The sequence below is a fragment of the Streptomyces sp. NPDC002795 genome (assembly GCF_042888725.1).
Lineage (GTDB): Bacteria > Actinomycetota > Actinomycetes > Streptomycetales > Streptomycetaceae > Streptomyces.
The window spans coordinates 266872-292531 of sequence record NZ_JBIAQB010000001.1; the positions used below are offsets into that span (position 1 = coordinate 266872).

Below are 25660 nucleotides of genomic sequence, written 5' to 3' on the forward strand. Positions count from 1 at the left end.
TCCCTTACGGGGCAACGCGCCCTGTGCCAGAGTCTTAAGCGGTCCTTCCGTCAGCCCTGGCCACCAGTGCCCGCATCGGAGTTTCCTCATGCCGCCCCATACCTTCGCGGACCGCCCCGCCGGCCAACCGCCGGAGCGTGGCGCCGTCGACGCGCTGATCTCGCAGACGCGTCGCCTCCTCGGCGACGTCGACGCGGTGCGCCGCGAATCGGTGATGACGGACGAGGCCGACCCCGAGTCCCGCTGGCAGCGCGCCCTGTACGAACTGGCGGTGCACCAACTCAGCGACCTCGACCGGCACTTGGCACAGCTGCGGGAGGGCCCCGCCCCCCTGGCGGGCCTGCCGCCCCAGCGGGTCACCGCGACGCCGCCGCCCGGCTCTCTGCTGAGCCGGGTGGGCAGCGCCGAATGGAATCTGCTGACCGACGAGGCCACCTGGTCCGCCGAGCTGTACCAGATTCTCGGCAGGGACCCCGCCGCGCCCCCGCTCACGCTCGACGAGCTGCCCGCCCTGGTGCACGCCGACGACCAGCCGAAGCTGACCGCGATGGTCACCGACTGCCTGATCGACGGCAAGCCGATCGACGGGGAGTTCCGCGTCGTACGCCCGGACGGATCCGTGCGCACGGTGCACATGATGGGCGAGCCCGTGCTCGACGCCGACGGCGCGACCGCCTCGATGTGGGCGGTCGTTCGCGACGTCAGCGAACTGCGCCGCAGCCAGCGCGCGGTGAGCGAGACCCGTGACTCGCTCCAGCGCCAACGGCACATCGCGCAGACCGAGCACCGGCTCGCGGTCGAGCTGCAGGAAGCCGTGCTACCGCCGTGGCGTGGCTCCCTGCGGCTCCCGCACAGCGGTCCCGGCGGCCTCGATCTGGCCGCCCACTACTTCCCTTCCTCCGTCGGCAACCTCGTCGGCGGCGACTGGTACGACGCGCTCGAACTGCCGGGCGGCCGCACCCTGTTGACCGTCGGCGATCTCACCGGGCACGGCGTGGCCGTCACCTCCGGCATGGCGATGCTGCTCGGCGCGGTCCGCGGCATGGCGATGTGCGGCACCCCGCCCGGCGAGCTGCTCGGCTCCCTCAACCACCTCCTCGACTCATCCGCGCAGCCCGCGCTCGGCAGCGCGCTGTGCTGCCGCTACGACCCCGAGGCCCGCACACTGGCGTGGGCGCAGGCGGGACACCCCGCCCCGCTGCTGTTCCGCGACGGGACGGGGCGTGCGCTCACGCCCCCCGATGGCGTCCTCCTCGGCGCCACGTCCGGCGCCGCCTACGGGCAGGCCGAAGAGCCGCTGCGCGCAGGAGACCTGCTGCTCCTGCACACGGACGGGCTCGTGCCGCGGCGTGGCTCGACCGCGACCGTGGGCCGACTGCTCGCGCTGGCGGAGCCGCTGACCGCGGCCCGTGACGCGCAGGAGTGCGTGCACGTGCTCCGGGACGAGTTCGGTCAGGGTGAGCGTGAGGACGACGCCTGTGTTCTCGTTGCCAGGATCGGTTCCTGACGACGTACGCGTACTTCCGGCCGGTACCTCCGGCGGTTACGCCTGGATCCGCTTCCCCGTCGACCTCGGCAGCGCCAGCTTGATCTCCTGACGCAGATCGTCGATCTTCGGGTAGTCCGCGTAGTGACCGGTGAGCCGGTACATCTCGCGCAGCCGGTCCCAGGTGCGGTGCGAGGAGTTGGAGCCCATCGAGTTGAGCGCCAACCGCGCGTACCTGTCCGCCTGTTCGGGGTCGTCGGCGATGAAGCAGGCTGAGGCCATCGACAGATGGTCGAAGATCTTCGAGCGGTCCCTGCCTCCCGCGCGCAGTGCCAGGGCCTCCTCGGCGTGCCGCTGCGCGATGACAGCGGCGGCCGGCTCGTGCTCGGCGAGCGTGCGGTAGGCGAGGGCCTGCATGCCGTGCAGGTCCGCCTCGTCGAACATCTGCATCCAGCTCGGCGGCGGCACATCGCCCCGGTCGGAGACGAACAGCTCCTCCGCCCGGCCCAGTGTGCGGCGCATCGCCTGGCCCTTGCCCAGGGACGCCTGCGCCCAGGCCTCGATGGTGTAGAGCATCGCCTTCGTACGCGGCAACACCTGGTCGCCGGAGCCGGACTTGGCGAGCTTCATCAGGTCGAGCGCCTCGTCGGGCGCTCCGAGATGGATCTTCTGGCGGGCGGCCCGCGACAGGGCCTCGCCGGCCCGCGGCCGGTCCCCGCCCTCGCGCGCGGCGTGCGCGGCGATGACGAAGTACTTCTGCGCCGTGGGTTCCAGGCCGACGTCGTGGGACATCCAGCCCGCGAGGACGGCGAGATTGGCGGCGACGCCCCACAGGCGCCGCTGCAGATGGTCGGGGTGGCGGTAGGAGAGCATTCCGCCGACTTCGTTGAGCTGGCCCACGACCGCCTTGCGCTGCAATCCGCCCCCTCGGGAGGCGTCCCAGGCCCGGAACACCTCGACCGAGCGCTCCAGTTCCTCGATCTCCTGGGACCCGATGGGGGCGGCCTCGTAGCGGTCGGACCCGGCCGCGTCGGCGTGGACCGGAGAGGACAGTGGATCGTTGATCCTGGGGGCATCGGCCGCGAGGGCCGGGTCGGTGTGCAGCCAGTCGTGCATGGCGCTGCTGAGTGCGGAGCCTGCGGCGAGCGCGGCACCCGCGCCCACCAAGCCGCGTCGGTTGAGCATGAGGTCCATTCCCGTGAATTCGGTGAGGACCGCCGCTGTCCGCTCGGGCGCCCAAGGCACTCCGTCGGGGCCCGATTCCTCCGGGCCGCCGCCGTGCCGTTTCCCTACGCGCCCGTGTCGGACGAGACCGAGGTCCTCGATGGTCACGACACGGCCGAGTCGCTCGGTGAACAGCGCCGCCAGCACCCTCGGCACCGGATCGCGCGGGATCTCTCCCATGTCGATCCACCGCCGCACCCGCGAGGTGTCGGTCGCCAGCTGCGCGTGGCCCATGGCCGCGGACTGCCGGTTGACCAGTCTCGCGAGTTCGCCCTTGGACCAGCCGGCCAGGCCGAACAGGTCGTTCAGGCGGGTGTTGGATTGTCCGTTCACGTAAGCCCCCAGGTTCTCGGCTGAAATTGACAGTAGCCCTCTGTCAGTTGCAGGGCGACTATTCGCCAGGGTTCGCCAGGGTGCGCCAGCTGTTGTGCTCTTGGGCGCCTGGTGTCAGGTAGGAGTGCGCCACCCCGACCCGGTCGCCGCAGGGCATTCCCCAGGGTGTACCGAGTCGACCGGGCCGGGACGGCGCAGCAACTCACTGGCACACGAAGGGATCTGTTTCGCCCATGTACGCAGCATCGTCCTCCGTGTCCGCCCCGCCCCGGCCGCTGCGCCCCGCCCGTCCGGCGGTCGGCGGAAGCGGCCCGTACCTCGACCCCGCGCGGCCCGCCGCTCCGGCACTAAACGGCATCGCCCGGCCGCGTCGCGCCCCGGGGCTCTCCGCTCAACCGCTCAGCGGGAGACTCGACTTGTCCGGCCCTCAGGGCGCCCAGCTGCGCACGGCGATCGCGTCGGTGCACCGGATCTGCCCGGAGTTCCATCCGGTGCAGGTGTTGCGCCGTTCCCCGCGCTCCGTGCTCCTCGTCGGTACGACAGGGCGCAGCACCGCCGTCGCGAAGTGTTTACTGGACCACGCCCCCGCCTACATGGCGCGGATCCGGCACGAGATAGCCGCATACCGCTCGTTCGTCCGACACCGGCCCCCGGTGCGGGTGCCGCGGCTCATCGCCGCGGACCCCGACAACGGCACGCTGGTGATCGAGCGGATGCCCGGCCGGGTGGCGGCCCTGCAGCGCCACCCGGCCGAGGCTCCGCCGCGGGCGGACGTGCGCGCCGCACTCGGTGCGATCTGCCGGCTCAACCAGTGGCGGCCGCCGGCGGGCACCTTCGACGCGCCACTGGACTACGCGGTGCGGATCAACCGCTTCCATGACCTGGGCCTGCTCACGGACCGGGACATGGGCGACCTGCAGAAGCTGATGCACGGGATCGCGCACACCGCGGGCCGCGGCGGCATGGGCCAGTTCTGCCACGGCGACGCCCTGCTGTCGAACGTGCTGCTGGCTCCCACCGGTCCGGTGCTCGTGGACTGGGAGCACGCGGGCTGGTACCTGCCGGGCTACGACCTGGCGACGCTCTGGTCCGTGCTCGGTGACGCCCCGGTGGCGCGGCGTCAGATCAGTCAGCTCGCACAGTCCGGCGGGCCCGCGTCGCGTGACGCGTTCCTGGTCAACCTGATGCTCGTACTGACACGGGAGATCCGTACGTACGAGATGGCGGTGCAGCGTTCGCTGCACGAACAGACCCCGGCGGCACCGTCGGTTCAGGCCCATTCCGGTGCTGCGCCGTCCGGTGAGGAGCAGCGGCTGTTGCTGCGCCGCCTGCACGACGACTGCAATATGGCCCGCAAGGCGGTGCGAGCAGCAGTCGGCACTCGCTGACGGGGACGAGGATCCGCGGGGCGCCCGGAACATTCGGGCCGCCCCGCGGATTTTCGTATGTCCGGGGCCGGAAGCTCCGCACACGCCCGTCGGCCGGTGAAATCCGAGGGGAAAACCGGTGCACACCGCATGATTGACGGATCGTCGGCGAGCCGATAGCACTGACCCACCATCGGCCCGCAGGCACCGCGCGCAGCATCCCGAACCCGGCGTTCCCAGGAGGCACCGTTGTCCCGATCCTTCACCAACAGACGTTCCCGTGCGGGTGTGCGGGTGGCGGGCGGCGCCATCGGCGTGGCGGCGCTGCTGTTGCCGTTGCTCGGTGCGGCTCCGCCCGGCGCTTCGGCCGAGGTCCCTTCGGGCCGGCTGCAAGGCGCGTTCTCTTCGGCGGCGGCCGAGTACCAGGTGCCGCAGAGCGTGCTCCTCGGGGTGTCGTATCTGCAGTCGCGGTGGGACGCGCACGGCGGGGCGCCGAGCGTCACCGGCGGCTACGGCCCCATGCACCTGACGGACGCGCGCACCGCGCTCGCGAACGCGACGCGGCACAGCGAGGCGGCGGGCGACCCTCGCGGCGACGACTCACGGGCCCCGCTCAGGGCCTCGCATGCCGTGCCGGAGAACACCCAACTCCCGGCACGTTTGCGGACGTTGCCGCATGCCGCGGAGCTCACCGGCATGTCAGCGGAGCAGCTGCGCGGCGACCCGGCGGCGAATGTGCGGGGCGGCGCCGCCCTCCTCGCGGCCGCCCAGAAGAAGCTCGGCAAGCCGCTCAGTGACCGGCCCGCCGACTGGTACGGAGCGGTCGCGACGTTCTCCGGCGCGGACGACGCCGCGACGGCGGGCACGTACGCGAACGAGGTGTTCGCGGTGATCCGCGACGGCGAGCGGCGCACCACGGACGCCGGCCAGGAGGTCACCCTCCGCGCGCGTCCTGACGCGAAGCCGCAGGCCGCGCAGATCGAGAAGATGGGCCTGCGCAAGGTGGACGCGGGCGGGGCCGAGTGCCCGAAGACGGTGTCGTGCGAGTGGATCCCGGCGCCGTACGAGGAGTTCGGCGACGGTGACTACGGCAATCACGATCTCGCGGACCGTCCGAAGGACCAGAGCGTCGACTACATCGTTATCCATGACACGGAGGCGACGTGGGAGCAGACGCTCAAGCTGGTCCAGGACAAGACGTATCTGGCGTGGCACTACTCGCTGCGCTCGACGGACGGGCACATCGTGCAGTCCATCAAGAACAAGGATGTCGGCTGGCACGCGGGCAACTGGTACGTCAACGCGAAGTCGATCGGCCTGGAGCACGAGGGTTTCCTCGCGCAGCCGGACTCCTGGTACACGGAGGCGATGTACCGGTCGTCCTCGCGCCTGGTGAAGTACTTGTCGCAGAAGTACGACATCCCGCTGGACCGGCAGCACATCCTGGGTCATGACACGGTGCCGGGTACGACGGCGTCCACCATCAAGTCGATGCACACGGACCCGGGTCCGTACTGGGACTGGTCGCACTACTTCGCCCTGATGGGCAAGCCGTTCCATCAGACGGCGGGGCCGAACGGCGGCCTCGTGACCGTCGCCCCCGAATTCGACGAGAACCAGCCGAAGTTCACCGGCTGCGAGAAGGCGGGCGTGGCCTGCGCGCCGCACGGTTCGAGCGCCGTGCGGCTCTACTCGGAGCCTCGCGAGGACGCCCCCCTGATCAAGGACATCGGGCTGCGCCCGGGTGGCGAGCCGTCGACGATCGACGTCAACGACATGGCGTCGCGGGTCTCGGCCGGCCAGCAGTACGCGGTCGCGGGCCGCGAGGGCGACTGGACGGCCATCTGGTACCTGGGCCAGAAGGCCTGGTTCAAGAACCCGTCCGCGCAGCGGACCGCCGTACCGGCCAAGGGACTTGTGGTGACGCCGAAGCCGGGCGCGAGCGAGGTCCCGGTGTACGGGCGGGCCTACCCGGAGAAGGAGGCCTACCCGTCGGGGATGACGCCGCAGGCGATCTCGCCGCTGCCGTACAAGCTCCTGTCGGGCCAGCGCTATGCGACGGGCGGGACGACCAGGGGCGAGTACTTCTACTCCCCCACGTTCGACACCTCGTCGCACAAGGTGGTCAAGGGCAAGGACGTGTACTACGAGATCCAGTTCGGGCACCGCGTCGCGTGGGTGCGGGCGGCGGATGTACGGGTGCTGCCGTCGACCGTGTCCTGAGGGCCTGACGTGCGCGCTGCTCAGCCCTGCTGGAACAGTTCCGCCGGCAGCGGCTTGAGCAGCGCGTACAGGTCGTCCGTGATCGGACGGTCCCAGGACGCGATGGTCACGAGCACATTGTCGCTGCGGTCGAACTGGACGCAGGAGATCCGCGTCTCGGAGAGCTTCAGGCGGCGCACCACGAGGAGGTTGTCGCCCTGCATCACCGGGACGTCCTCCACGTCGGTGACGGTGACTTCCTCGTCGTTCTCGAGGGCGACGAGGAGCTGGGCGACCTCGAAGGGGATGTCCCCGTCGTCCACCTCGCGGGCCGGTGAGCCCTCGGGCAGGTTGCCGATGACCATCGCGGGGCCGCGGCCGCCGAACAGGTCGTAGCGCAGGAACACGCCCTGGCACGTTCCGTCGGGGGCGGGCAGCAGACCGGCGCCCAGGTTGCCCGGCCAGTCGCCCGGATCCATGGCCAGGACGTCGAAGTCGGGACCCGCGGGGGTCGCAGCGCGGCGGCGGAGGAAGGACATGCGCTCCATGGTACGTCGACGCGCGGCGTGAGCCTGCGTCGGGGTTTCGCCTGTGTGCGCGTGGTGCGGGGGCGGGTCAGGGTGGCGTCCCGTCCAGCGCGGCGGCGAGCCCCGAGGGGTTCGTGCCCAGTTTCCGGTACGCCGCGGAGAGCAGCCGCACCGTGGTCGGCTCGTCCAGGCGCAGCTCGGCGGCGACTTCCGCGGGACACAGGCCGCGCGCGGCGCAGCGTGCCGCGGCCCGCTCCCGCGCGGTGAGCGTGTCCGTGACCGCGCCGTGCAGGGGGCGCGGCCGCAGACCGGCCACGGCCAGTTCGTCGCGGGCGTGCTGCGCCAGGCCGTCGGCGCCGCAGCCGACCGCCGCGTCGAGCCCCCGGTAGAGGTGGTCCGCGGCCTCCTTGGCCCGGCCTTCGCGGCGCAGTTCCGCGCCGAGGGCGACGAGCGAGCAGGCCAGCTCGTAGCCGGCGGGTGAGCGCTCCAGGTGGGCGACGGACTCCTCCAGGAGCTTGGCGCAATCGGTACCGGCGGAGACCTCGGCCATGATCCGCAGGGCCTGGCCCACGGCGGATGGCGCGCCGTAGTGCCGGGCCCGCTCGACGGCGTCGGCGGCGAGGGCCCGGGCGCGCCCGGGTGCGTCGGGCGCCTCGGCGCGGGCGAGGTGCAGCTGCCAGGGGCACCAGGCGGGGTTGCGCATGCCGCGCGGGTCGAGGCGGCGGCCCGCCGCGGCGAGCTCCTCGACGGCGTCCTCGGTGCGGCCGAGCGCGAGGAGGAGTTCTCCGTACACGGTCTGTGCGTCGGGGAAGACGACGGCGGCGGGGAACGGCGGGCCGAAGGCGTGCTCCTCCGCCACCTCCTTGGCCTCGGGGGCCCGGCCGCGCGCGAGCAGCACCTCGACCAGGGTGCCGACGGCGTACCAGTGGGCCGGGGTGCCGGGTCCGACGCGCCGGGCGAGGCGCAGGCCGGCGCGCACGAAGTCCTCGGCCTCGGCGAGCCGTCCGCGTCGGTAGCGGATGTAGCCGAGCAGCGTGTAGGCGAAGGAGAGGTGGGCGCCGCGCCAGCCCGCCTGCTCGAAGTCGGCGATGCCCTCGACGAAGAGTTCCTCGGTGCGGCCCGGACGGTCGGCGTAGAGGAAGGCCATGGCGACGAGGACGGGGACCTCGAAGCCGCGGTCGTCGTCGGCGGCCCAGCGCAGGCCGCCGGCCAGGGCGCGCTCGGCGTGCTGGATCACCGTGTCGGCGGGCTCGCCGCGCAGGGTGGCGTCCCAGGTGCGCAGGCCGATGAGGTAGCGCTCGGTGAGGTCGCGGCCGGTGAGCCGGTCGGCGAGTTTCGCGAGGCGCCGGGAGCGGGCCGGGGAGTCGGGTTCGTCGGCGCGGAAGGCGTCCCACATGAACTGTTCGGCCTGCATACGCAGGCGTACGCGCGGGTCGTCGGTGACGCGGGCCTCGCGGGCGAGGGTCTCCGACGCCTCGGCCAACCGGTCGGTGTGGGCGAGGACTTGGGAGAGGCGGTAGACGATGCCGTGGCGCAGAGCCGGGTCGGTGATGGGCTCTTCGAGGGCGGCACGCAGATGGTTGACGGTGGTGGCGGGTTCGGTGAGCAGGGACGCGCTGCCGAGTTCGTAGAGGACGGCGGCGCGGTCGTCGAAGGCCGGGGGTTCGCGCAGGGCGCGGGCGAGGTAGCGGCGGGCGGCGTCGGGTGCGCCCGCGCGCACGGTCTCGGCGGCGGCGGCGCGCAGCTGCCGCACGACCCACGCGTCGCCTTCGGGGTGGGTCTCCAGCAGGTGCCGGGCGGCGGCGCAGGGGCCGAGGCCCGCGTCGAGGACGGTCCAGGCGGCCTGCCCGTGCAGGGCGACGCGGACGCCGCCGGGGATAGCGCGGTAGACGGCGGTGGCGATGAGCGGGTGGACGAATTCGAGCGACTCCACGCCCTGGAGTACGCGCGCCGACCTGAGCCGGTCGGTGGCGTCGGCGGCCTCTTCGGAGCCCAACCCGGCGACGTTCGCGGCGAGTTCGGGCGCGATCTCGGTGCCGAGCACGGCGCAGGCCCAGGCGAAGCGGACGGTGGAGGTGCCGAGTCGTTCGATGCGGGCGACGAGTCCGCTGCCCTTCGCGGCGGCGGCGAGGTCGCGCAGCAGGTGGGCGCCGGTCTCGGTGGGGACGAGGCCGCGGTCGCGCACCTTCGCGGTCAGCTCGACCGCTTCGAAGGGGTTGCCCGCGGTGACGGCCCAGCATTCGCGGCAGAACGCGTCGTCGGCGTGGCCGCCGAGCGATTCGCGGACGAGGCCTGCGATGGCGGTGGCGCTGAGCGGTTCGAGTCCGAGGGCGCGGCGGCCCGAGCGACCCGGAAGGCCGCGCAGGGCCTCGGCGTGGTCCGGGAGTTCCTCGGGGCGGTAGGCGACGACGAGCAGGAGCGGCAGCTCCTCGGCTCGCGGGGCGAACGCGGCGAGCCAGCTCAGGGATTCCGGGTCGGCCCAGTGGGCGTCGTCGAGGACGAGGACCATGGGGGCCTGTTGCACGGCGAGGTGGGTGAGCACCCAGTCGAGGCCGTCGCGCAGACCCTGCGGGTCGGGTGGCGCGCCTTCGGTGGGGGCGCACAGACCGAGGGCGGGGCCCACGATCGCGTACCAACTGCCCAGCGTGGCATGCAGGTCGGCGGCGGAGGCGCCCGCGAGGCGCGGCTGGAGGAGCTGGCGTGCGACGTGGAAGGCGACGCCCTGCTCCTGGTCGCCGCCGCGTGCGTACAGGACGGTGCAGCCCTTGGCGGCGGCCTTGCGGCGTACTTCGGCGAGGAGGCTGGTCTTGCCGAGTCCGGCGGTCGCGGCGACGGCGAGCAGCGCGCCGTGCGGCCGGTCCGGGGGCTCCGCGCCCTGCTGCGGGATACCGGTCAGCTCGTTCAACACCGCGTCCACGACGGCGAGTTCACTGTCCCGCTCGAACAGCTTCCGCCTGCCCCTGCCGGCGCTCCGCACCATGGCGCACCCCCACCCGCGGCGCGGTCGCGCACCACGGTTTCCAGGCACCTCAGCGTACGCCGGGGCGCCCCCGCCGGAGCGTGATGCGGCAATCTCGGTACGAAAATCGGGTGCCATTAAGGTACGCGTCCATGACAGTGACTGTGCTCGACCACTGGCGGGGCGACCTGGACGCCGTGCCCGAGGAGGTGTGGCGGCATCCCGCGCTGGAGGTGCTGCTGCTGGCCGACAACCGGCTCGCACACCTTTCCGAACGCATCGGCACGCTGACGCGGCTGCACACCCTCGACCTCGGGCACAACCGGCTCACGTCGGTCCCGGCGGAGCTCGGTACGCTCACCGGCCTGAGCCGTTTCCTGTATCTGCACGACAACCGGCTCACCGCGCTGCCGGAATCCCTCGGCGCCCTCGATCGGCTCGCGTATCTGAATGTCGGCGAGAACCGGCTGACGGCGCTGCACTCCACGCTCGGCGCGATGACCGGCCTCGTGGAGCTGCGTGCGCAGCACAACCGGCTCGAAGCGCTGCCCGGCGGCATCGGCGGGCTCACCGCGCTCCGGGAGCTGTGGCTGCGCGGAAATCGGCTGTCCGCGCTTCCCGCGTCCGTTCGGGATCTGGCGGAGCTGCGGGAGGTGGAGCTGCGGGACAACGCGTTCGCCGCCGTGCCCGAGGCGCTGCGCGGCCTGCCCCGTCTGCGCCGGCTCGACCTGCGCGGCAATCGGCTGCGCGAGGTGCCGGGGTGGGTCGTGGAGCTGCCTTGCCTGGAGAAGCTCGACCTGCGCTGGAACGAGGTGCGCCTGGCGCCCGGCCTGCTCGACGAGCTGGCCGGGCGGGGGTGTGTCGTGCTGCGCTGAGCGGCTCAGCCCGCGTCCGCGTCCGCCTCCGGCGGCACCACCGCGACGGGGCCGGCCGCGTGCAGCAGGGCCGCGTGCGTGACCGAGCCGAGCATCGGGGCGGGGCGGGTGAGGCGGCGGCGGTGGCGGCCGACGACGACCAGTTCCGCGTCGCGTGAGTTCTCGACGAGATGGCCCGCCGCGTCCCCCGGCACCACCAAAGCCTCAACCTCAACTTTAGGGTGAGAGTCCCGCAATTCCGCGAGACTCTCATCGGCCACTCGAAGCGTGTCGCGCTCGGCCGCCTCCTGGTCGACGGCCGTGGGCGTGAAGTCCCCGTACGCCGTCCAGGCAAGGACCGGCCACGGATACGCGACGACGACCTGCAGCCGGGCACCCGTACGGGCCGCGTGCGCGAACGCGAAGGCCAGCGCCGCGTGGTCCGGCGCGTCCGCCTTGAGTCCGACCACGACGCGCGGCCCTGGCGGCAGCTCCGCGTCGCCGTGCACCTCGCGCCCCGGCTTCGGTACCACGACGACCGGGCAGGCCGCGTCGCGCGCCGCCGACACACTGTTCGAGCCGAGCAGCAGCCCCGCGAAGCCGCCGCGCCCGCGCGAGCCGACGACCAGGAGCTGGGCCTCGGCGCTCATCTCGGCCAGCACCACGGCCGGAAGACCGGTGCGGCTGATGAACTCCAGTGGCGGCAGCCCCTCGCGCCCCTCCAGGTGCTTGCGCAGCTCCGCGAGCACGGTGTCGTTCTCGGGCTCCTCGTCGAAGTCCGCCACGAGCACCTCGGCCTGGAGGAACGGCGCGTACTGCTGCACATGTACGACGCGCAGCTCGGCGCCGCGCCGGGCCGCCTCGGCGAGCGCCCATTCCAGGGCGCGGAGGCTGTCGTCAGAGCCGTCCACCGCGGTGAGGACGGGCAGGTGGTGAGCGCTGGGCATGATCTCTTCGCCTCCGACACCGGGCGCGTCGCCGCGCCCTCATTGACCGGCTGTTCCTGTGGCCAGGCTCGCAAATGCCGGGGCCACAGGACAGGGCCGTAGGTCCCGTGTCGGAACCGCGTGTGCAAAGAGCCGTGAAAGCGACTACGTCAGATCGAACTCGCCCTCTCGGGCACCACTCACGAACGCCCCCCACTCGGCCGGCGTGAAGATCAGGGACGGGCTCTCTGGGTGTCCGCCGTTGCGCATCGCGATGAAGCCTTCGACAAAGGCGATCTGGACATCGCCCTGCCCCCCGCTGCTGGACCGCCAATCCGCTTTGCTGAGATCCAGGTCCGGCTTCTGCCACCCCATGAGCGGGTGCTGGTCGATGGTGCTCTCGGCCACGTCCGTGCTCCTCCCGGTTCGTCGTCCGTGCGTCAGCCTAGCGATCGGTCCGTGCCGCGCACAGGCCGCGAAGGGCGATGGTGGTCAACGCGCGTTCAACGGGTGGGGGGTTCGGCGCCGACGAGCCACATGGAGAAGAACTGCGAGCCGCCTCCGTAGGCATGCCCGAGGACCTTCCGCGCGCCGTCGACCTGGTGTTCCCCGGCCTGACCGCGCACCTGGAGCGCCGCTTCGGCGAAGCGGATCATCCCGGAGGCGCCGATGGGGTTGGTGGACAGGACGCCGCCCGACATGTTGACGGGGAGGTCCCCGTCGAGTTCCGTGACGCCCGCTTCGGTGAGCTTCCAGCCCTCGCCCTCGTCCGCGAACCCGAGGTTCTCCAGCCACATCGGCTCGTACCAGGAGAACGGCACGTACATCTCGACGGCGTCGATCTCGCGGCGCGGGTCCGCGATCCCGGCCTGCCGGTACACGTCGGCGGCGCAGTCCTTGCCGGCCTGCGGGGAGACGAAGTCCTTGCCCGCGTGGAGGGTCGGTTCGCTGCGCATCGCGCCGCCGTGCATCCAGGCGGGCGGCTTCGACGAGCGGTCCGCTCCCGCGCGGTCGGTGAGGATCATCGCGCAGGCACCATCGGAGGAGGGGCATGTCTCGGAGTAGCGGATGGGGTCCCAGAGCATCGGCGAGGCCTGGACCTTCTCCAGGGTGATGTCGTGCTCGTGGAGGTGTGCGTAGGGGTTCTTCAGCGCGTTGCGGCGGTCCTTGTAGGCGACGACGGAGCCCACGGTGTCGGGGGCGCCGGTCCTGCGCATGTACGCGCGTACGTGCGGCGCGAAGAAGCCGCCGGCTCCCGCGAGCAGCGGCTGCTGGAACGGGATGGGCAGGGAGAGCCCCCACATGGCGTTCGACTCGGACTGCTTCTCGAAGGCGAGGGTGAGTACGGTGCCGTGGACGCGGGCCGCGACGAGGTTGGCGGCGACGAGCGCGGTGGACCCGCCCACGGATCCGGCGGTGTGCACGCGCAGCATCGGCTTGCCGACGGCGCCGAGCGCGTCGGCGAGGTACAGCTCCGGCATCATGACGCCCTCGAAGAAGTCGGGCGCCTTGCCGATGACGACGGCGTCGATGTCGGCCCAGGTCAACTCGGCGTCTTCGAGGGCCCGTTGGGCGGCTTCGCGGACGAGTCCGGCGATCGACACGTCGCGGCGGGCGGCGACGTGCTTGGTCTGCCCGATCCCGACGACGGCTACCGGCTCCTTGTGGGACACGGCCTTGGACATCACTGGTCCTCCCCTTCGAGTACGGCGACCAGGTTCTGCTGGAGGCAGGGCCCGGAGGTGGCGTGGGCGAGGGCGCGCCGAGAGTTCCCGCCGTGGATGCGGGCGGCGGCCTCACCGATGCGGATGAGCCCGGCGGCCATCACCGGGTTGGCGGCGAGCGCACCTCCGGAGGGGTTCACGTCGACGTCGTCGCCGAGGCTCAGGGCGCGGCGCAGGACGACCTCCTGCGAGGTGAACGGGGCGTGCAACTCGGCGGTGTCCACGGGCCGTTCGAAGGCCCCGGCCTTCTCGGCGGCGAGCCGGGTGGACGGCGAGTCGGTGAGGTCGCGCACCCCGAGGCTGTGTGCCTCGATGCGGTGGTCGATGCCGCGGATCCAGGCGGGCCGCTCGCACAGTTCCCTGGCGCGATCGCCCGCGGCGAGGATCACGGCCGCCGCGCCGTCCCCGATCGGCGGGCAGTCCCCGGTGCGCAGCGGATTTACGACGTAATCGCCGTGCGGCACGTTCCCCCGCAGCTGGGCGTGCGGATTTCCGGTGGCGGACTCGCGGCTGCGGGCCGCGACGCCGGCGAGCGCGGGCTCGTCGGTGTGTCCCTCGTCGATCAGCGCCTGCGCCTGGAGGGCGGCGAGCGCGACGGAGTCGGGCCACAGCGGGGCGACGTAGTACGGGTCGAGCTGGCGCGTCAGGACGTCACGTACGGAGCCCGGTGAGGACTTCCCGTACGAGTAGACGAGCGCGGTGTCGGCCTCGCCGGTCAGCAGCTTGGTCCACGCCTCGTACAGGGCCCAGGCGCCGTCCATCTCGACGTGGGACTCGGAGATCGGCGGCCAGGCGCCGACGCCGTCGAGCGCCATGGTGAAGGAGAAGGCGCGCCCGGCGAGGTAGTCGCTCGATCCCGAGCAGGTGAACCCGATGTCACTGGTCTTGAGGCTGGTGGCGTCGAGGACCTGGTGCAGGACGGGCATCAGCATCTCGACTTCCGACTGTTCGTCGGAGGTACGTGTGTGGTCGGTCTGCCCGAAGGCGACGACGGCGATGTCCCGGATCGGCGGCCGCATCAGACCATCTCCTTGTACGTCTCGTAATCGGCGTCGGGTTCACCGGTGGGCCGGTAGTGGTCGGGGTAGCGCCCGCCCTCCGTCCACACGGGTTCGACGCGCAGGCCCATCCGCACCTGGTCGTACGGGATGCCGCCGATGCGGCCGTGCAGGGCGAGGTCGGCGCCGTCGAGGGCGATGTGGGCGTAGACGTACGGGACTTCGATGTCGAGGTTCTTCGCCTTGATGTTCACGATGCAGTACGTGGTGACGGTGCCCGCGGGTCCGACCTCGACCGCTTCCTCGGTGGCGACTCCGCAGGTCGGGCAGGCGCCGCGGGGCGGGATGTAGACCTTGCGGCAGGACGGGCAGCGCTCTCCGACGGTGCGGCGCTCGGCGAGGGAGTTGATGTAGCGGGTCTGCGCGCCACCGGGACTGTACGTGTAGTCGAGGCGGGCGGGGGCGACGATTCCGGTGACGGGGTCCTCGAACTCGCCGCTGTGCGGGGCTGGTTGGCGGCCATCCGGGTCACTCTCGTACGGTTCGAAGCACGCGATGTCCGTGATGGCGCCCTCGCGTTCGGCGGCCCAGCGGACGCGGACGCGCATGCCGGAGTGCACGGCGTCGGGGCCCGGGGCGTCGAGCGCGTGCAGCAGGGCGGTGTCGGCGCCGTCCAGCTTGACCAGGGCCCAGGCGAAGGGGGTGTCGAGGGGCTGGCCGCGCCGCGGCTGGGGGTTCCAGGCCCAGGTGGTGACGGTGCCGGTGGCGCCGACCTCGACGAGGTCGCGGATCTCCTCGGCGGTCACGGGGTCGTACTCGACCGGCGGCACCATGACCTTCCCGTCGCCTGTCTTGACGCCGAGGACGGTGCGGTCGCGAAGGCCGCTGAGGAAGGCGGACTGGACGGGACCGAGGGAGCGGGTGAACGGGAACTCCACGACCAACGGCGCGCGCAGTACCTCCGGTTGGGCGGTGGATGTCATGAGGCCTCCTTGACGGATGGGCGTACGGGACGGAACGGCACGGCTGCGGGCCTCACTCGCGCCGGAACTCGGCGGGCCGCTTCTCCGCGAACGCGCGGGCGCCCTCCTTCGCGTCGGCGGTGTCGAAGATGGGCCAGCCGCGCTTCAACTCGGAGGCGAGACCGTCGGTTTCGGTCATCTCGGCGGTCTCGTAGACGGACGCCTTGACCGCCTCGACGGCCAACGGGCCGCACGCGTTGATCTGTTCGGCGATCTCAAGGGCCGCGTCGAGCGCCGTCCCGTCGGGCACCACACGCCCGACGAGCCCGATCGCCGCGGCTTCCGGCGCCGGGTAGGGCCGCCCGGTCAGCAGCATCTCCAGGGCGTGGGTACGGGGGACCTGGCGCGGCAGCCGCACCGTTGAGCCGCCGATGGGGAACAGGCCGCGCTTGACCTCGAAGAGCCCGAACGTCGCCGACTCCCCCGCCACCCTGATGTCCGTGCCCTGAAGGATCTCGGTGCCGCCCGCGACGCAGTGTCCCTCGACGGCCGCGATGACGGGCTTGCGCGGCCTGTGGTGGCGCAGCATCGCCTTCCAGTGCAGGTCGGGGTCGGCCTTGAGCCTGTCTCGGTACTGCTCGCCCTCCATCCCCTTGCCCGCGAGGGCCTTGAGGTCCATGCCGGCGCAGAACACGCCACCCGCCCCGGTGAGCACGACGGAGCGGATCGAGTCGTCCGCGTCGGCCTCCAGCCACCCGTCGTAGAGGCCGACGAGCATCGGCAGGGACAGCGCGTTCTTGGCCTCCGGCCTGTTGAGCGTGAGTACGAGCGTGGCGCCCTCGCGCCGGATGTCGAGATGTTCGGTCCCACCCATGAGGGGTCCTCCAGTCAGCCGCAGCCTCGGACCTGGAACAGGTTGCAGTAGGGCACGTGCCAGTTCAAGAGTTTTCTGACACTCAGTCAGTTTTCTTGTGCGGGGCCCCTTCCCCCTTACCCCCCGTTCTGTTCTGATGACGGCCAGGAGGCGCCCGGGAGACATCCGGCCCTGGATCATCTGGATCAGGAGGAGCGCGGTGGAGTACAACCTTGCCGACCTGTTCGAGTCGGTCGTCGACGTGGTCCCTGACCGCGAGGCGCTCGTCTACGTGGATCATCCCGGTACGGGCGCCGAGCGCCGGCTCACGTACGCCGAGCTGGACGCGGCGGCCAACCGGGTCGCACACCACTTGATCGCGGCCGGGATACGCCCCGGCGAGCACCTGGGCCTGCACCTCTACAACGGCACCGAGTACCTGCAGACGGCGCTCGGCTGCCTCAAGGCGCGGGTCGTCCCCGTGAACGTGAACTACCGTTACGTGGAGGAGGAGTTGGCCTACCTCTACCAGGACGCGGATCTCGCGGCCCTCGTCTTCGACACGGAGTTCACACCGCGTGTGGCGGCGGCGCTGCCGCGTGCGGAGAAGCTCCGGCACCTGGTGCGGGTGGGTGCCCCCGAGGCAGGCGCGCCGCCACTGAAGGCGGTGGACTTCGAGGAGGCGACGGCACAGTCCTCGCCCGGACGCGGCTTCGCGCCGCGCTCCCCCGACGACCAGTTCATCATCTACACCGGCGGTACGACCGGGATGCCGAAGGGGGTGATGTGGCGTCAGGAGGACCTGTTCTTCGCCGGGTTGGGGGGTGGAGCACCCACGGGTGAGCCGGTGTCACGGCCCGAGGAGCTGGCCGAGCGGGTGGCGGCGGGCGGCGACGGCATCACGTTCTTCCCCACTCCCCCGCTGATGCACGGCACCTCGACGCTCACCGCGTTCATCGGCTTCAACTTCGGTCAGCGCGTGGTCATCCACCGCAAGTTCGCTCCGGAGGAGGTGCTGCGCACCATCGAGAAGGAGAAGGTGACGAGCATGTCCCTGGTAGGCGACGCGATGCTGCGCCCGCTCATCGACGCGCTGAGGGGGCCGCTGAAGGGCACGGACTGTTCGTCGATGTTCAGTGTCTCGTCCTCGGGCGCGATCATGTCGGACACGGTGCGCGCCCAGTTCCAGGAACTGGTCCCGAACACCATGCTCCTCAACAATTTCGGCTCGTCCGAGTCCGGCTTCAACGGCACGGCGACGGCCGACTCGGGCGCGGGCTCCGGCTTCCACGTCCAGGTCAACTCCCGTACGCAGGTGGTGGATCCGTCGACGTACGAGCCGGTCGCCGTCGGCGAGGTGGGCCGGATCGCGCAGCGCGGGCACGTCCCGCTCGGCTATTACAACGACCCCGCGAAAACCGCCGAGACGTTCTTCCAGAAGGGTGACGAGCGCTGGGTGCTGCTCGGTGACATGGCGACGGTCGACGAGCAGGGCATCGTCACGGTCCTCGGGCGCGGCTCGCAGTGCATCAACACGGGCGGCGAGAAGGTGTACCCGGAGGAGGTCGAGCAGGCGCTCAAGTCCCACCCCGACATCTACGACGCGCTGGTGGCCGGCGTGCCGGACGAGAAGTGGGGCAACCATGTGGCGGCGGTCGTCCAACTCATGGACGGCGCCCACGTGTTGACCCTGGACGCCGTGCAGAACCACTGCCGGTCCCACCTCGCCGGCTACAAGATCCCCCGCCAGCTGGTGGTGACGGACAGCATCCAGCGCTCGCCGAGCGGCAAGGCCGACTACCGGTGGGCACGACAGATGGCCGCGGACGGGAACGCGTAGGTTCCGCTCCGCGAGAGGATCACGGGTTCAGTCGAGGCAGAACTCGTTGCCCTCGATGTCCTGCAGCGTGATGCAGGACTCGTTCTCGTCGTCGGCGCGCTGCGTCAGTACATGCGTCGCGCCGAGCGCGTACAGGCGCTTCGCCTCGGCTTCGAGCACCGCGAGCCGCTCGTCGCCGACGAGCCCGGTGCCGGCCCGCACATCGAGGTGCACCCGGTTCTTGGCGACCTTCCCCTCGGGGACGCGCTGGAAGTACAGCCGCGGCCCCTCACCCTCGGGGTCGGCGGCAAGGGACCAGGACTCGTCCTCGTCGGCCCCCGGCGGCATGACGTACCCGAGCACCTCACACCAGAAGCGGGCGACGCGAACGGGTTCCGCGCAGTCGAAAGTGATCTGGACCTTCTTGATCGATGCCATCGGCGCACCCTAGCAAGGGTGTTCTGTTCCGCGACAGGAATTATCGGTTGCCGGGCCCCCTTCCCGGTGCTGAAGTGCCCGCATGGATCATGCGAAGGTGCGGGACCTGTTCGACGAGCAGATGCGGCGCGGGGCGCGGCCGGAGGAGGCCGGGGCGCGGGTCGAGCGGGTCGGGGACGTGGTGCGGCACATCGGCCCGGCGGCCGGCTGGAACGGGGTGCTGTGGTCGGGGCTCGACGACGAGTCCGCCGACGCGGCGATCGCCGAACAGGTGCGGTTCTTCGGCGAGTTGGGCCAGGCCTTCGAGTGGAAGACGTACACACACGACCGCCCCGCCGACCTTGCCGACCGGCTCAAGGCAGCCGGGTTCGTACCGGAGGAGCCGGAAACCCTGCTCGTCGCGGAGACCGCCGCGCTGCCCCTCGCCAGCGAGCCCCCGGCCGGCATCCGGCTGCTCCCCGTCACCGATGCGGCGCAGGTGGAGCTGGTCGAGCGGGTGCACGAGCGGGCCTTCGGCTCCGTCCGCTCGGCCATCGGCCACCAGCTCCGGGCGCAGCTGGCCCAGGACCCGGCCACGGTCCCCGCGGTCGTCGCGCTGCACGGCGACGAGCCGGTGAGCGCCGCCCGCCTGGAGCTCCACCCGGGGACGGCCTTCGCGAGCCTGTGGGGCGGCGGCACGGTCCCCGGATGGCGGGGCCGCGGGATCTACCGCGCGCTTGTCGCCTTCCGGGTCCGTATCGCTTCCGAGCGCGGATTCGCGTACGTCCAGGTGGACGCGTCGGCGTACAGCCGGCCGATCCTGGAACGCCTGGGGTTCGTGGCGCTCGGGACCACCACGCCGTACGTCCGGGAGCCCCCGGTCGCCCGCTGACATCGGAACCGGCACGTCGCATGTCTTGACGGGTGTGGTCACTCCTTGAATTACTGATCGACAGCAGGGCAACCGAATGATCGGTCGGGAGTTTCGGGAGTGCGTGCGATGGCGTCGATGGAGACGGACTGGCGGGACGAGGGCGAGCGGCTCGGCGCGGACGAGCTGCGCGCGCTGCAGCTGGAGCGGCTGCGCGGGACGCTGCACCGGGTGTACGAGCGGGTGCCGTTCTACCGCGAGGCGTTCGACAAGGCGGGTGTGCGGCCCGAGGACTGCCGCACACTGGCGGACCTGGGGCGCTTCCCGTTCACCACCAAGGCGGACCTGCGGGAGAACTATCCCTTCGGGATGTTCGCCGTGGAGCAGAGCGAGGTGCGGCGGCTGCACGCGTCCAGCGGCACGACGGGGCTGCCCACGGTCGTCGGGTACACCGGGGCCGACCTGTCGATGTGGTCGGACATGGTGGCGCGGGCGATCCGCGCGGCGGGCGGCAGGCCGGGGCACAAGGTCCATGTGGCGTACGGGTACGGCCTGTTCACCGGCGGGCTCGGCGCACACTACGGGGCGGAGCGGCTCGGGTGCACGGTGATCCCGGCGTCGGGTGGCATGACGTCACGCCAGGTGCGGCTGATCCTGGACCTGAAGCCCGAGATCATCATGGTGACACCCTCGTACATGCTCACGCTCCTCGACGAGTTCGAGCGCCAGGGCATCGATCCGCGCACCAGCTCCCTGAAGATCGGCATCTTCGGTGCGGAGCCGTGGACCGAGGAGATGCGGCGCGAGATCGAGGAGCGGGCCGGGATCGACGCGGTCGACATCTACGGCCTGTCGGAGGTCATGGGGCCCGGCGTCGCCCAGGAGTGCGTGGAGACCAAGGACGGGCTGCACATCTGGGAGGACCAGTTCTATCCGGAGGTCGTCGACCCGATCACGGGTGAGGTGCTGCCCGAGGGTGAGCACGGCGAGCTGGTCTTCACGTCGCTGACCAAGCAGGCGATGCCGGTGATCCGGTACCGGACGCGGGATCTGACGCGGCTGCTGCCGGGTACGGCGCGGCCGGCGTTCCGGCGCATGGAGAAGATCACCGGGCGCAGCGACGACATGGTGATCCTGCGGGGCGTGAACCTGTTCCCGACGCAGGTCGAGGAGATCGTGCTGCGCACGCCCGGCGTCGCTCCGCACTTCCAGCTCCGCCTCACCCGCGAGGGCCGCATGGACGCGCTCACCGTACGCGCGGAGGCCAGGCCCGACGCGACACCGCAGGAGCGGGAGGCGGCGGCACGCGCCATCGCGGCCGGGATGAAGGACGGGGTGGGGGTGACGGTGAGCGTGGAGATCGTCGAGCCGGAGTCGCTGGAGCGGTCGGTGGGGAAGATCAAGCGGATCGTGGACGAGCGGGAGCGTTGACGCGGTCTCCACCACACGCCGTACGAAGGTTCACACGGGCGCTCGCCCGAATCCGGCGACCCGGCACCCACCGACTCCTACGCTCAGCGACATGACTCAACTTTCACCCAACTCGCCCATGGGCAAACGAAGTTCGAACATTTTTGAGCAGATAGGCGGCGATGCCGCGGTCAGGTCCGTCGTGGATCGCTTCTACGACAAGGTCCTCGCCGACGCCGAGCTCGCGCACTACTTCACGGACATCGGCCTGGAGGGACTCAAGGACCACCAACGGCTGTTCATCGGTCAGGCCTTGGGTTCCACCGAGCCCTACACCGGGCGCGCCATGGCCGAGGCCCACGCCCATGCGCTCGTCACGGACAGCGCCTTCGACAGCGTCGTCGAGCACCTGGGGGCGGCACTCGCCGAGGCCGGGGTCGACGAGGACACGATCGGCTCGATCGCCGCGGCGCTGAGTCCGTTACGCAAGGACATCGTCACCGCCGGGCCGGTCGACTAGTCCGCGAACCGGTCCCGCAGCTCCCGCTTCAGGATCTTGCCGGAGGCGTTGCGCGGCAGCTCGTCCACGAAGACGATGCGCTTCGGTGCCTTGAAGTGGGCGAGCTTCTCGCGGGCGTGGGCGAGGAGTTCCTCCTCGGTGGCCTCGACGTCCGCGGAGCGCACCACGACCGCCGTCACCGCCTCGATCCAGCGCTCGTCGGGCAGCCCGACGACGGCGGTCTCCGCGACGGCCGGGTGGGTGTAGAGGGCGTCCTCGACCTGGCGTGAGGCGACGAGCACGCCACCGGAGTTGATGACGTCCTTCACCCGGTCGACGACGGTGAAGTAGCCCTCGCTGTCGCGCACCGCGAGGTCCCCGGACCTGAACCAGCCGCCTCGGAAGGCCTGTTCGGTCTCCTCCGGCTTGTCCCAGTAGCCGTCGCACAGCTGTGGCGAGCGGTAGACGACCTCGCCGGGTGTGCCGTCGGGTACGTCCTTGCCCTCGTCGTCGACGACCTTCGCCTCGACGAACAGCACCGGCCGCCCGCACGATTCCATCCGCCCCTCGTGCTCCTCGGGCCCGAGGACGGTGGCGAGCGGCCCGATCTCGCTCTGCCCGAAGCAGTTGTAGAAGGCGAGTCCCGGCAGACGGGCCCGCAGCCGTTCGAGCACCGGGACCGGCATGATCGAGGCGCCGTAGTACGCCTTGCGCAGTCCGCTCAGGTCGCGGGCGGCGAACTCGGGGTGCTGGGAGAGCCCGATCCACACCGTCGGCGGCGCGAACAGGCTGTCCGCCTCCCCCGCCTCCACCAGGTCGAAGACCGGCCCGGCCGCCGGCGCGTCGAGGATCGTGTTGGTGGCGCCCACCGCCAGGTACGGCAGCAGGAACACGTGCATCTGCGCCGAGTGGTACAGCGGCAGCGCGTGCACCGGCCGGTCCGTCTCCCTGAGGTCGAGCGCGTGGATGGCGCTCACGTACTCGTGCACGAGTGCCCGGTGTGTCATCCGGGCACCCTTGGGCAGTGCGGTGGTCCCCGACGTGTAGAGCAGTTGCGCCAGGTCGTCGGCGCCCGGCAATTGCCCGTCGTACGGCGCGCTCGCCGCGAGCCGCGTGAGCAGCGTGTCGTCCGCGTCGCGCAGCGGCAGCACCGGTACGTCGCCGGGGAGCCGGTCCGCGATGTCGGGGTCGGCGAGGACGAGCGAGGCGCCGGACTGGCCCACGATGTACGCGAGGTCGTCGCCGGTCAGGTTCTGGTTGACGGGGACGTGCACGAGGCCCGCGCGGGCGCACGCGAGGAAGCCGATCAGGTACGCGTCCGAGTTGTGCCCGTAGGCGCCGACCCGGTCGCCGGGCGCGAGGCCCTCGGCGCGCAGGGCCCCGGCCGCGCGGGACACGGCGGCGTCCAGTTCCTCGTACGTCCATGAGCGCGGCCCGTAGCGCAGGGCGACGCGCGCCGGGGTGCGGCGCGCGCTGCGGCGCAGGACTCCGTCCACGGTGCTGCTGGCGGCCTCGGAATAGGGCCTCCCCTGGTCGAGCGGAGCCGAGAGCTTGGGGAAAGGTGACCTCGTCATGGCGTGATCCTGCGGGGTGGCGGGGGCCGGGTCAAGGAGGTGTTCCCAGGGAATCCGCGGGGTGCCACGTTCCCCCGGTGCCGGGGCGGCGGCCGGTCGCGCCGCCCCGGCGTGCGCTCTACCGGGCGTGCGTGACAGCCCAGTCGAGGGCCTCGTCGGCGACGGCCTGCCAGCCGGGTGCGGCGGGCAGCAGGTGCGGCATCCCGGGGAACTCCTTGATCTCCGTGAGCGCGGTCGACTTGTAATGCCGGGCGTTGGACTGCTGCACCTTGGGGGGCATCAGATGGTCCATCTGCGCGGACATGAACAGCAGCGGGGCGCGGGCGTCGTTGTGGTAATTGACGTGTGTGTCCTGGTGGCCGGGGCGCAGCGTGGCCAGGGCGCTGTCCCAGAAGATGCCGCCCGAGGCGGGGATCGCGTACCGCTCGTACAGCGCCCTGGACTCCTCCTCCGGGAACGTGTTGGTGAAGGCGTAGTGCCACTGGTCGAAGGTCAGGCCCACCGCGCGGTGCCGGTTGGCCGGGTTCTTCAGCACCGGGAAGGCGGACTTGATCTGGGTCAGCGGCAGCACCGCGACGCCTTCCGTCGGTGCTGAGCAGATGGCCACTCCCGCGGCGCCGAGGCCCCGGTCGAGCAGCAGCTGCACGAACACACCCCCGGCCGAGTGGCCGATGAGGACGGGTGGCTTGTCGAGGCCGTGGACCAGGGTTTCCAGGCGCTCGATGATCTGCGGGACGGTGACCTTCTCGATCGGCGTGGTGTCGGCGTTGAGGGATTCGACCTCCGGTTCGAAGCCCGGGTAGGCGGGTGCGAGGACGCGGAATCCGCGCTTCTCGTAGTGGGTGATCCAGTGCTCCCAGCTCCTCGGGGTCACCCAGAATCCGTGGATCAGGACGATGGTGTCGGGGGCGCTCATGGCTCCTCCAGGCATGGCTCGGCGGATGGCACAGGTCAGCGGGTGGCGCGGTACGCGGCCTCGATGTGGTGGACGACGTTGTCCGGGCAGGACATCATCACGACGTGCGAGGCCTTCTTGACCTCGACCACCGTGCTCTTCGCTCGTTCGGCCATGAAGCGCTGCACGGCGGGCGGGATGACGCGGTCGGCGGTCGCGACGACGTACCAGGACGGCAGGGACTTCCACGCGGGTACGCCACTGGCTCCGCTCAACCCGCCGATGCTGCCCGGGCGTTGGGCCGTCGCCATGACGTCGGTCTGCGCGCGCGGCAGGTCCTGGGCGAACACGTCGTGGAACTTCGCGGGGTCGATGTACCCGTCCAGTCCGGGCTTCGCTCCGGGGATCGGGTAGGGGCGGGGCACGAGGGCGCTCTCCAGCTGACTGCCGGGGAACTTCTCCGCCAGGTCCAGCGCGCTCTCACCTTCGTCGGGGGCGAAGGCGGCGACGTAGACAAGAGCCTTGACGCCCGCGTGGCCACGTCCGGCGTTGGTGATGACCTCCCCGCCGTAGGAGTGGCCGACGAGGATCAAAGGGCCGGGGATCGTGTCGAGCACGCTGCGGACGTATGCCGCGTCGCCTGCGAGGTCGCGCAGGGGGTTGGCGGGGGCGATGACCCGGAAACCGGCCCGCAGCAGCCGGGCGGTGACGGCGTTCCAGCCCGAGGCGTCGGCGAACACCCCGTGGACGAGGACGACGGTCGGTCTGGTGCCGGTGCCCTTGCCGGCGGCGGCCGAGGCGGGTGTGGTGGCCGCGCCGAGGGTGAGCGCGCCGCCGGCCGCGAGCAGCCCGCCGAGGACCCGGCGGCGGGGATGGTGTCCGGGGATCATCTCGTTCCTTCCGAAGTCAGGAGTTGAGGAAGTCGAGGAGGTCGGCGTTCAGTTGCTCCTTGTGCGTGTCCGTGATGCCGTGCGGAGCACCCGGGTAGACCTTCAGGGCCGCGTTCTTGATCCGGGCAGCCGACGCCTTGCCTCCCACGTCGAACGGCACGACCTGGTCGTCGTCGCCGTGGATGACGAGCGTGGGTACGTCAACGGCGTCCAGGTCGGGGCGGAAGTCGGTGGCGGAGAAGGCGGCGACGCACTCGTAGGCACCTCGGTGCCCGGCCTGCAGGCCCTGGCGCCAGAAGGCCTCGCGGATGCCCGTGGAGACGTCGGCGCCGGGGCGGTTGTTGCCGAAGAACGGCCCGTCGGCCAGGTCGCGGTACAGCTGCGAACGGTCGGCGAGGCAGCCGGCGCGGATCGCGTCGAACACCTCGACCTGCACCCCGCCCGGGTTGTCAGCGGTCTTGAGCATGAAGGGCGGCACCGCGGAGACCAGCACGAGCTGTGCGAGGCGGGCGGTGCCGTGCCGTGCGATGTAGCGCGCGACCTCGCCGCCGCCGGTGGAGAAGCCGACGAGGGTGACGTCACGCAGGTCGAGGGTGTCGACGAGGGTGGCGAGGTCGTCGGCGTAGGTGTTCATCTCGTTGCCGTGCCATGGCTGGTCGGAGCGGCCGTGGCCGCGCCGGTCGTGGGCGATGGCGCGGAATCCGTGGGTGGCCAGGAACAGTTGCTGCGCCTCCCAGCTGTCGGCGTTCAGCGGCCAGCCGTGGCTCAGGACGACCGGGCGGCCGGTGCCCCAGTCCTTGTAGTGGATCCGGGTTCCGTCCGCTGCGGTGACGAATGGCATGTAAGGGCTCCCGGTCGCGGTTGATGTGC

General features: G+C 71.4%; 22 protein-coding genes. 8 read left to right on the top strand and 14 right to left on the bottom strand.

The window, feature by feature from the left end; genetic code table 11:
• Positions 1 to 88 precede the first annotated feature (88 nt).
• Complete coding sequence (locus tag ACFYWS_RS01105) at positions 89 to 1507, top strand: PP2C family protein-serine/threonine phosphatase (protein ID WP_389268142.1); 1419 nt, start codon at positions 89 to 91, stop codon at positions 1505 to 1507.
• A 36-nt stretch (positions 1508 to 1543) separates the two neighbouring features.
• Here ACFYWS_RS01105 and ACFYWS_RS01110 read toward each other — a convergent pair whose 3' ends face one another.
• Positions 1544 to 3043, bottom strand: a complete 1500-nt coding sequence (locus tag ACFYWS_RS01110; protein WP_389268144.1) for a hypothetical protein — start codon at positions 3041 to 3043, stop codon at positions 1544 to 1546.
• 233 nt (positions 3044 to 3276) lie between these two features.
• On the opposite strand from ACFYWS_RS01110, the gene ACFYWS_RS01115 reads away from it, so the two are divergent.
• Together ACFYWS_RS01115 and ACFYWS_RS01120 are read left to right on the top strand one after the other, a co-directional pair.
• Entirely contained in the window at positions 3277 to 4431 is a 1155-nt protein-coding gene (locus tag ACFYWS_RS01115) for an aminoglycoside phosphotransferase family protein (protein WP_389268146.1), read from the top strand.
• A gap of 228 nt (positions 4432 to 4659) precedes the next feature.
• On the top strand, positions 4660 to 6633 hold the full coding sequence (locus ACFYWS_RS01120; protein ID WP_389268148.1) for an N-acetylmuramoyl-L-alanine amidase: 1974 nt from the start codon (positions 4660 to 4662) through the stop codon (positions 6631 to 6633).
• Between the two features lie 20 nt (positions 6634 to 6653).
• On the opposite strand, the gene ACFYWS_RS01125 is transcribed toward ACFYWS_RS01120, so the two are convergent.
• Positions 6654 to 7151 (bottom strand): hypothetical protein, encoded by a 498-nt coding sequence (locus tag ACFYWS_RS01125; protein WP_326021568.1) that lies wholly within the window; start codon positions 7149 to 7151, stop codon positions 6654 to 6656.
• Positions 7152 to 7227: 76 nt separating this feature from the next.
• Positions 7228 to 10119, bottom strand: coding sequence for an ATP-binding protein (locus ACFYWS_RS01130; protein WP_389268151.1), 2892 nt, complete (start codon positions 10117 to 10119; stop codon positions 7228 to 7230).
• A 131-nt stretch (positions 10120 to 10250) separates the two neighbouring features.
• Between ACFYWS_RS01130 and ACFYWS_RS01135 the strand changes: the two genes are divergently transcribed.
• Positions 10251 to 10973, top strand: a complete 723-nt coding sequence (locus ACFYWS_RS01135; RefSeq protein ID WP_389268153.1) for a leucine-rich repeat domain-containing protein — start codon at positions 10251 to 10253, stop codon at positions 10971 to 10973.
• Positions 10974 to 10978: 5 nt separating this feature from the next.
• Here ACFYWS_RS01135 and ACFYWS_RS01140 read toward each other — a convergent pair whose 3' ends face one another.
• From ACFYWS_RS01140 to ACFYWS_RS01165, 6 genes are all read right to left on the bottom strand, one after another.
• Positions 10979 to 11899 (bottom strand): universal stress protein, encoded by a 921-nt coding sequence (locus ACFYWS_RS01140; protein WP_389268155.1) that lies wholly within the window; start codon positions 11897 to 11899, stop codon positions 10979 to 10981.
• 144 nt (positions 11900 to 12043) lie between these two features.
• A complete protein-coding gene (locus ACFYWS_RS01145; RefSeq protein WP_327658884.1) occupies positions 12044 to 12286 on the bottom strand; it encodes a DUF397 domain-containing protein in 243 nt (80 codons plus the stop codon).
• 95 nt (positions 12287 to 12381) lie between these two features.
• The gene (locus ACFYWS_RS01150; RefSeq protein WP_389268158.1) at positions 12382 to 13563 is read right to left on the bottom strand and encodes a thiolase domain-containing protein; all 1182 of its coding nucleotides are present in this window, start codon (positions 13561 to 13563) and stop codon (positions 12382 to 12384) included.
• On the bottom strand, positions 13563 to 14621 hold the full coding sequence (locus ACFYWS_RS01155; protein WP_389268160.1) for a thiolase domain-containing protein: 1059 nt from the start codon (positions 14619 to 14621) through the stop codon (positions 13563 to 13565). Before ACFYWS_RS01155 ends, ACFYWS_RS01150 begins: the two co-directional genes overlap by 1 nt.
• Positions 14621 to 15583: a Zn-ribbon domain-containing OB-fold protein gene (locus ACFYWS_RS01160; RefSeq protein ID WP_389268162.1), complete on the bottom strand. Its 963-nt coding sequence runs from the start codon at positions 15581 to 15583 to the stop codon at positions 14621 to 14623. Before ACFYWS_RS01160 ends, ACFYWS_RS01155 begins: the two co-directional genes overlap by 1 nt.
• A 52-nt stretch (positions 15584 to 15635) precedes the next feature.
• Positions 15636 to 16436: a crotonase/enoyl-CoA hydratase family protein gene (locus tag ACFYWS_RS01165; RefSeq protein WP_389268164.1), complete on the bottom strand. Its 801-nt coding sequence runs from the start codon at positions 16434 to 16436 to the stop codon at positions 15636 to 15638.
• A 199-nt stretch (positions 16437 to 16635) separates the two neighbouring features.
• Here ACFYWS_RS01165 and ACFYWS_RS01170 point away from each other — a divergent pair, with 199 nt between their 5' ends.
• Positions 16636 to 18255 carry an acyl-CoA synthetase gene (locus ACFYWS_RS01170; protein WP_389268166.1) on the top strand — a complete coding sequence of 540 codons (1620 nt, stop codon included), beginning with the start codon at positions 16636 to 16638 and terminating at the stop codon, positions 18253 to 18255.
• Between the two features lie 27 nt (positions 18256 to 18282).
• On the opposite strand, the gene ACFYWS_RS01175 is transcribed toward ACFYWS_RS01170, so the two are convergent.
• The gene (locus ACFYWS_RS01175; protein ID WP_389268168.1) at positions 18283 to 18672 is read right to left on the bottom strand and encodes a VOC family protein; all 390 of its coding nucleotides are present in this window, start codon (positions 18670 to 18672) and stop codon (positions 18283 to 18285) included.
• Positions 18673 to 18754: 82 nt separating this feature from the next.
• Here ACFYWS_RS01175 and ACFYWS_RS01180 point away from each other — a divergent pair, with 82 nt between their 5' ends.
• The 3 genes from ACFYWS_RS01180 (at position 18755) to ACFYWS_RS01190 (ending at position 21452) form a co-directional block, all read left to right on the top strand.
• Positions 18755 to 19543 (top strand): GNAT family N-acetyltransferase, encoded by a 789-nt coding sequence (locus ACFYWS_RS01180; RefSeq protein ID WP_389268170.1) that lies wholly within the window; start codon positions 18755 to 18757, stop codon positions 19541 to 19543.
• A gap of 108 nt (positions 19544 to 19651) precedes the next feature.
• Positions 19652 to 20953 carry a phenylacetate--CoA ligase PaaK gene (gene paaK, locus ACFYWS_RS01185; RefSeq protein WP_389268172.1) on the top strand — a complete coding sequence of 434 codons (1302 nt, stop codon included), beginning with the start codon at positions 19652 to 19654 and terminating at the stop codon, positions 20951 to 20953.
• A gap of 91 nt (positions 20954 to 21044) precedes the next feature.
• Positions 21045 to 21452 carry a group 1 truncated hemoglobin gene (locus tag ACFYWS_RS01190; protein WP_389268174.1) on the top strand — a complete coding sequence of 136 codons (408 nt, stop codon included), beginning with the start codon at positions 21045 to 21047 and terminating at the stop codon, positions 21450 to 21452.
• On the opposite strand, the gene ACFYWS_RS01195 is transcribed toward ACFYWS_RS01190, so the two are convergent.
• From ACFYWS_RS01195 to ACFYWS_RS01210, 4 genes are all read right to left on the bottom strand, one after another.
• Positions 21449 to 23005 (bottom strand): acyl-CoA synthetase, encoded by a 1557-nt coding sequence (locus tag ACFYWS_RS01195; protein WP_389268176.1) that lies wholly within the window; start codon positions 23003 to 23005, stop codon positions 21449 to 21451. The two genes, ACFYWS_RS01190 and ACFYWS_RS01195, sit on opposite strands and share 4 nt — an antisense overlap.
• A 118-nt stretch (positions 23006 to 23123) precedes the next feature.
• Entirely contained in the window at positions 23124 to 23921 is a 798-nt protein-coding gene (locus ACFYWS_RS01200; protein WP_389268178.1) for an alpha/beta hydrolase, read from the bottom strand.
• Between the two features lie 35 nt (positions 23922 to 23956).
• On the bottom strand, positions 23957 to 24790 hold the full coding sequence (locus ACFYWS_RS01205) for an alpha/beta fold hydrolase (RefSeq protein ID WP_389268180.1): 834 nt from the start codon (positions 24788 to 24790) through the stop codon (positions 23957 to 23959).
• A 16-nt stretch (positions 24791 to 24806) separates the two neighbouring features.
• Complete coding sequence (locus ACFYWS_RS01210; RefSeq protein ID WP_389268182.1) at positions 24807 to 25631, bottom strand: alpha/beta fold hydrolase; 825 nt, start codon at positions 25629 to 25631, stop codon at positions 24807 to 24809.
• Positions 25632 to 25660: the final 29 nt, after the last annotated feature.

Excerpts from the sequence above, each read along its gene's own strand:
- ACFYWS_RS01105 (WP_389268142.1), top strand. The coding sequence starts at position 89 with ATGCCGCCCCATACCTTCGCGGACCGCCCCGCCGGCCAACCGCCGGAG.
- ACFYWS_RS01125 (WP_326021568.1), bottom strand. The coding sequence starts at position 7,151 with ATGTCCTTCCTCCGCCGCCGCGCTGCGACCCCCGCGGGTCCCGACTTC.
- ACFYWS_RS01165 (WP_389268164.1), bottom strand. The coding sequence starts at position 16,436 with ATGGGTGGGACCGAACATCTCGACATCCGGCGCGAGGGCGCCACGCTC.
- ACFYWS_RS01180 (WP_389268170.1), top strand. The coding sequence starts at position 18,755 with ATGGATCATGCGAAGGTGCGGGACCTGTTCGACGAGCAGATGCGGCGC.
- ACFYWS_RS01175 (WP_389268168.1), bottom strand. The coding sequence starts at position 18,672 with ATGGCATCGATCAAGAAGGTCCAGATCACTTTCGACTGCGCGGAACCC.
- paaK (WP_389268172.1), top strand. The coding sequence starts at position 19,652 with ATGGCGTCGATGGAGACGGACTGGCGGGACGAGGGCGAGCGGCTCGGC.
- ACFYWS_RS01200 (WP_389268178.1), bottom strand. The coding sequence starts at position 23,921 with ATGAGCGCCCCCGACACCATCGTCCTGATCCACGGATTCTGGGTGACC.
- ACFYWS_RS01130 (WP_389268151.1), bottom strand. The coding sequence starts at position 10,119 with ATGGTGCGGAGCGCCGGCAGGGGCAGGCGGAAGCTGTTCGAGCGGGAC.
- ACFYWS_RS01150 (WP_389268158.1), bottom strand. The coding sequence starts at position 13,563 with ATGTCCAAGGCCGTGTCCCACAAGGAGCCGGTAGCCGTCGTCGGGATC.
- ACFYWS_RS01205 (WP_389268180.1), bottom strand. The coding sequence starts at position 24,790 with ATGATCCCCGGACACCATCCCCGCCGCCGGGTCCTCGGCGGGCTGCTC.
- ACFYWS_RS01135 (WP_389268153.1), top strand. The coding sequence starts at position 10,251 with ATGACAGTGACTGTGCTCGACCACTGGCGGGGCGACCTGGACGCCGTG.
- ACFYWS_RS01210 (WP_389268182.1), bottom strand. The coding sequence starts at position 25,631 with ATGCCATTCGTCACCGCAGCGGACGGAACCCGGATCCACTACAAGGAC.
- ACFYWS_RS01155 (WP_389268160.1), bottom strand. The coding sequence starts at position 14,621 with ATGCGGCCGCCGATCCGGGACATCGCCGTCGTCGCCTTCGGGCAGACC.
- ACFYWS_RS01195 (WP_389268176.1), bottom strand. The coding sequence starts at position 23,005 with ATGACGAGGTCACCTTTCCCCAAGCTCTCGGCTCCGCTCGACCAGGGG.
- ACFYWS_RS01140 (WP_389268155.1), bottom strand. The coding sequence starts at position 11,899 with ATGCCCAGCGCTCACCACCTGCCCGTCCTCACCGCGGTGGACGGCTCT.
- ACFYWS_RS01190 (WP_389268174.1), top strand. The coding sequence starts at position 21,045 with ATGACTCAACTTTCACCCAACTCGCCCATGGGCAAACGAAGTTCGAAC.
- ACFYWS_RS01160 (WP_389268162.1), bottom strand. The coding sequence starts at position 15,583 with ATGACATCCACCGCCCAACCGGAGGTACTGCGCGCGCCGTTGGTCGTG.
- ACFYWS_RS01115 (WP_389268146.1), top strand. The coding sequence starts at position 3,277 with ATGTACGCAGCATCGTCCTCCGTGTCCGCCCCGCCCCGGCCGCTGCGC.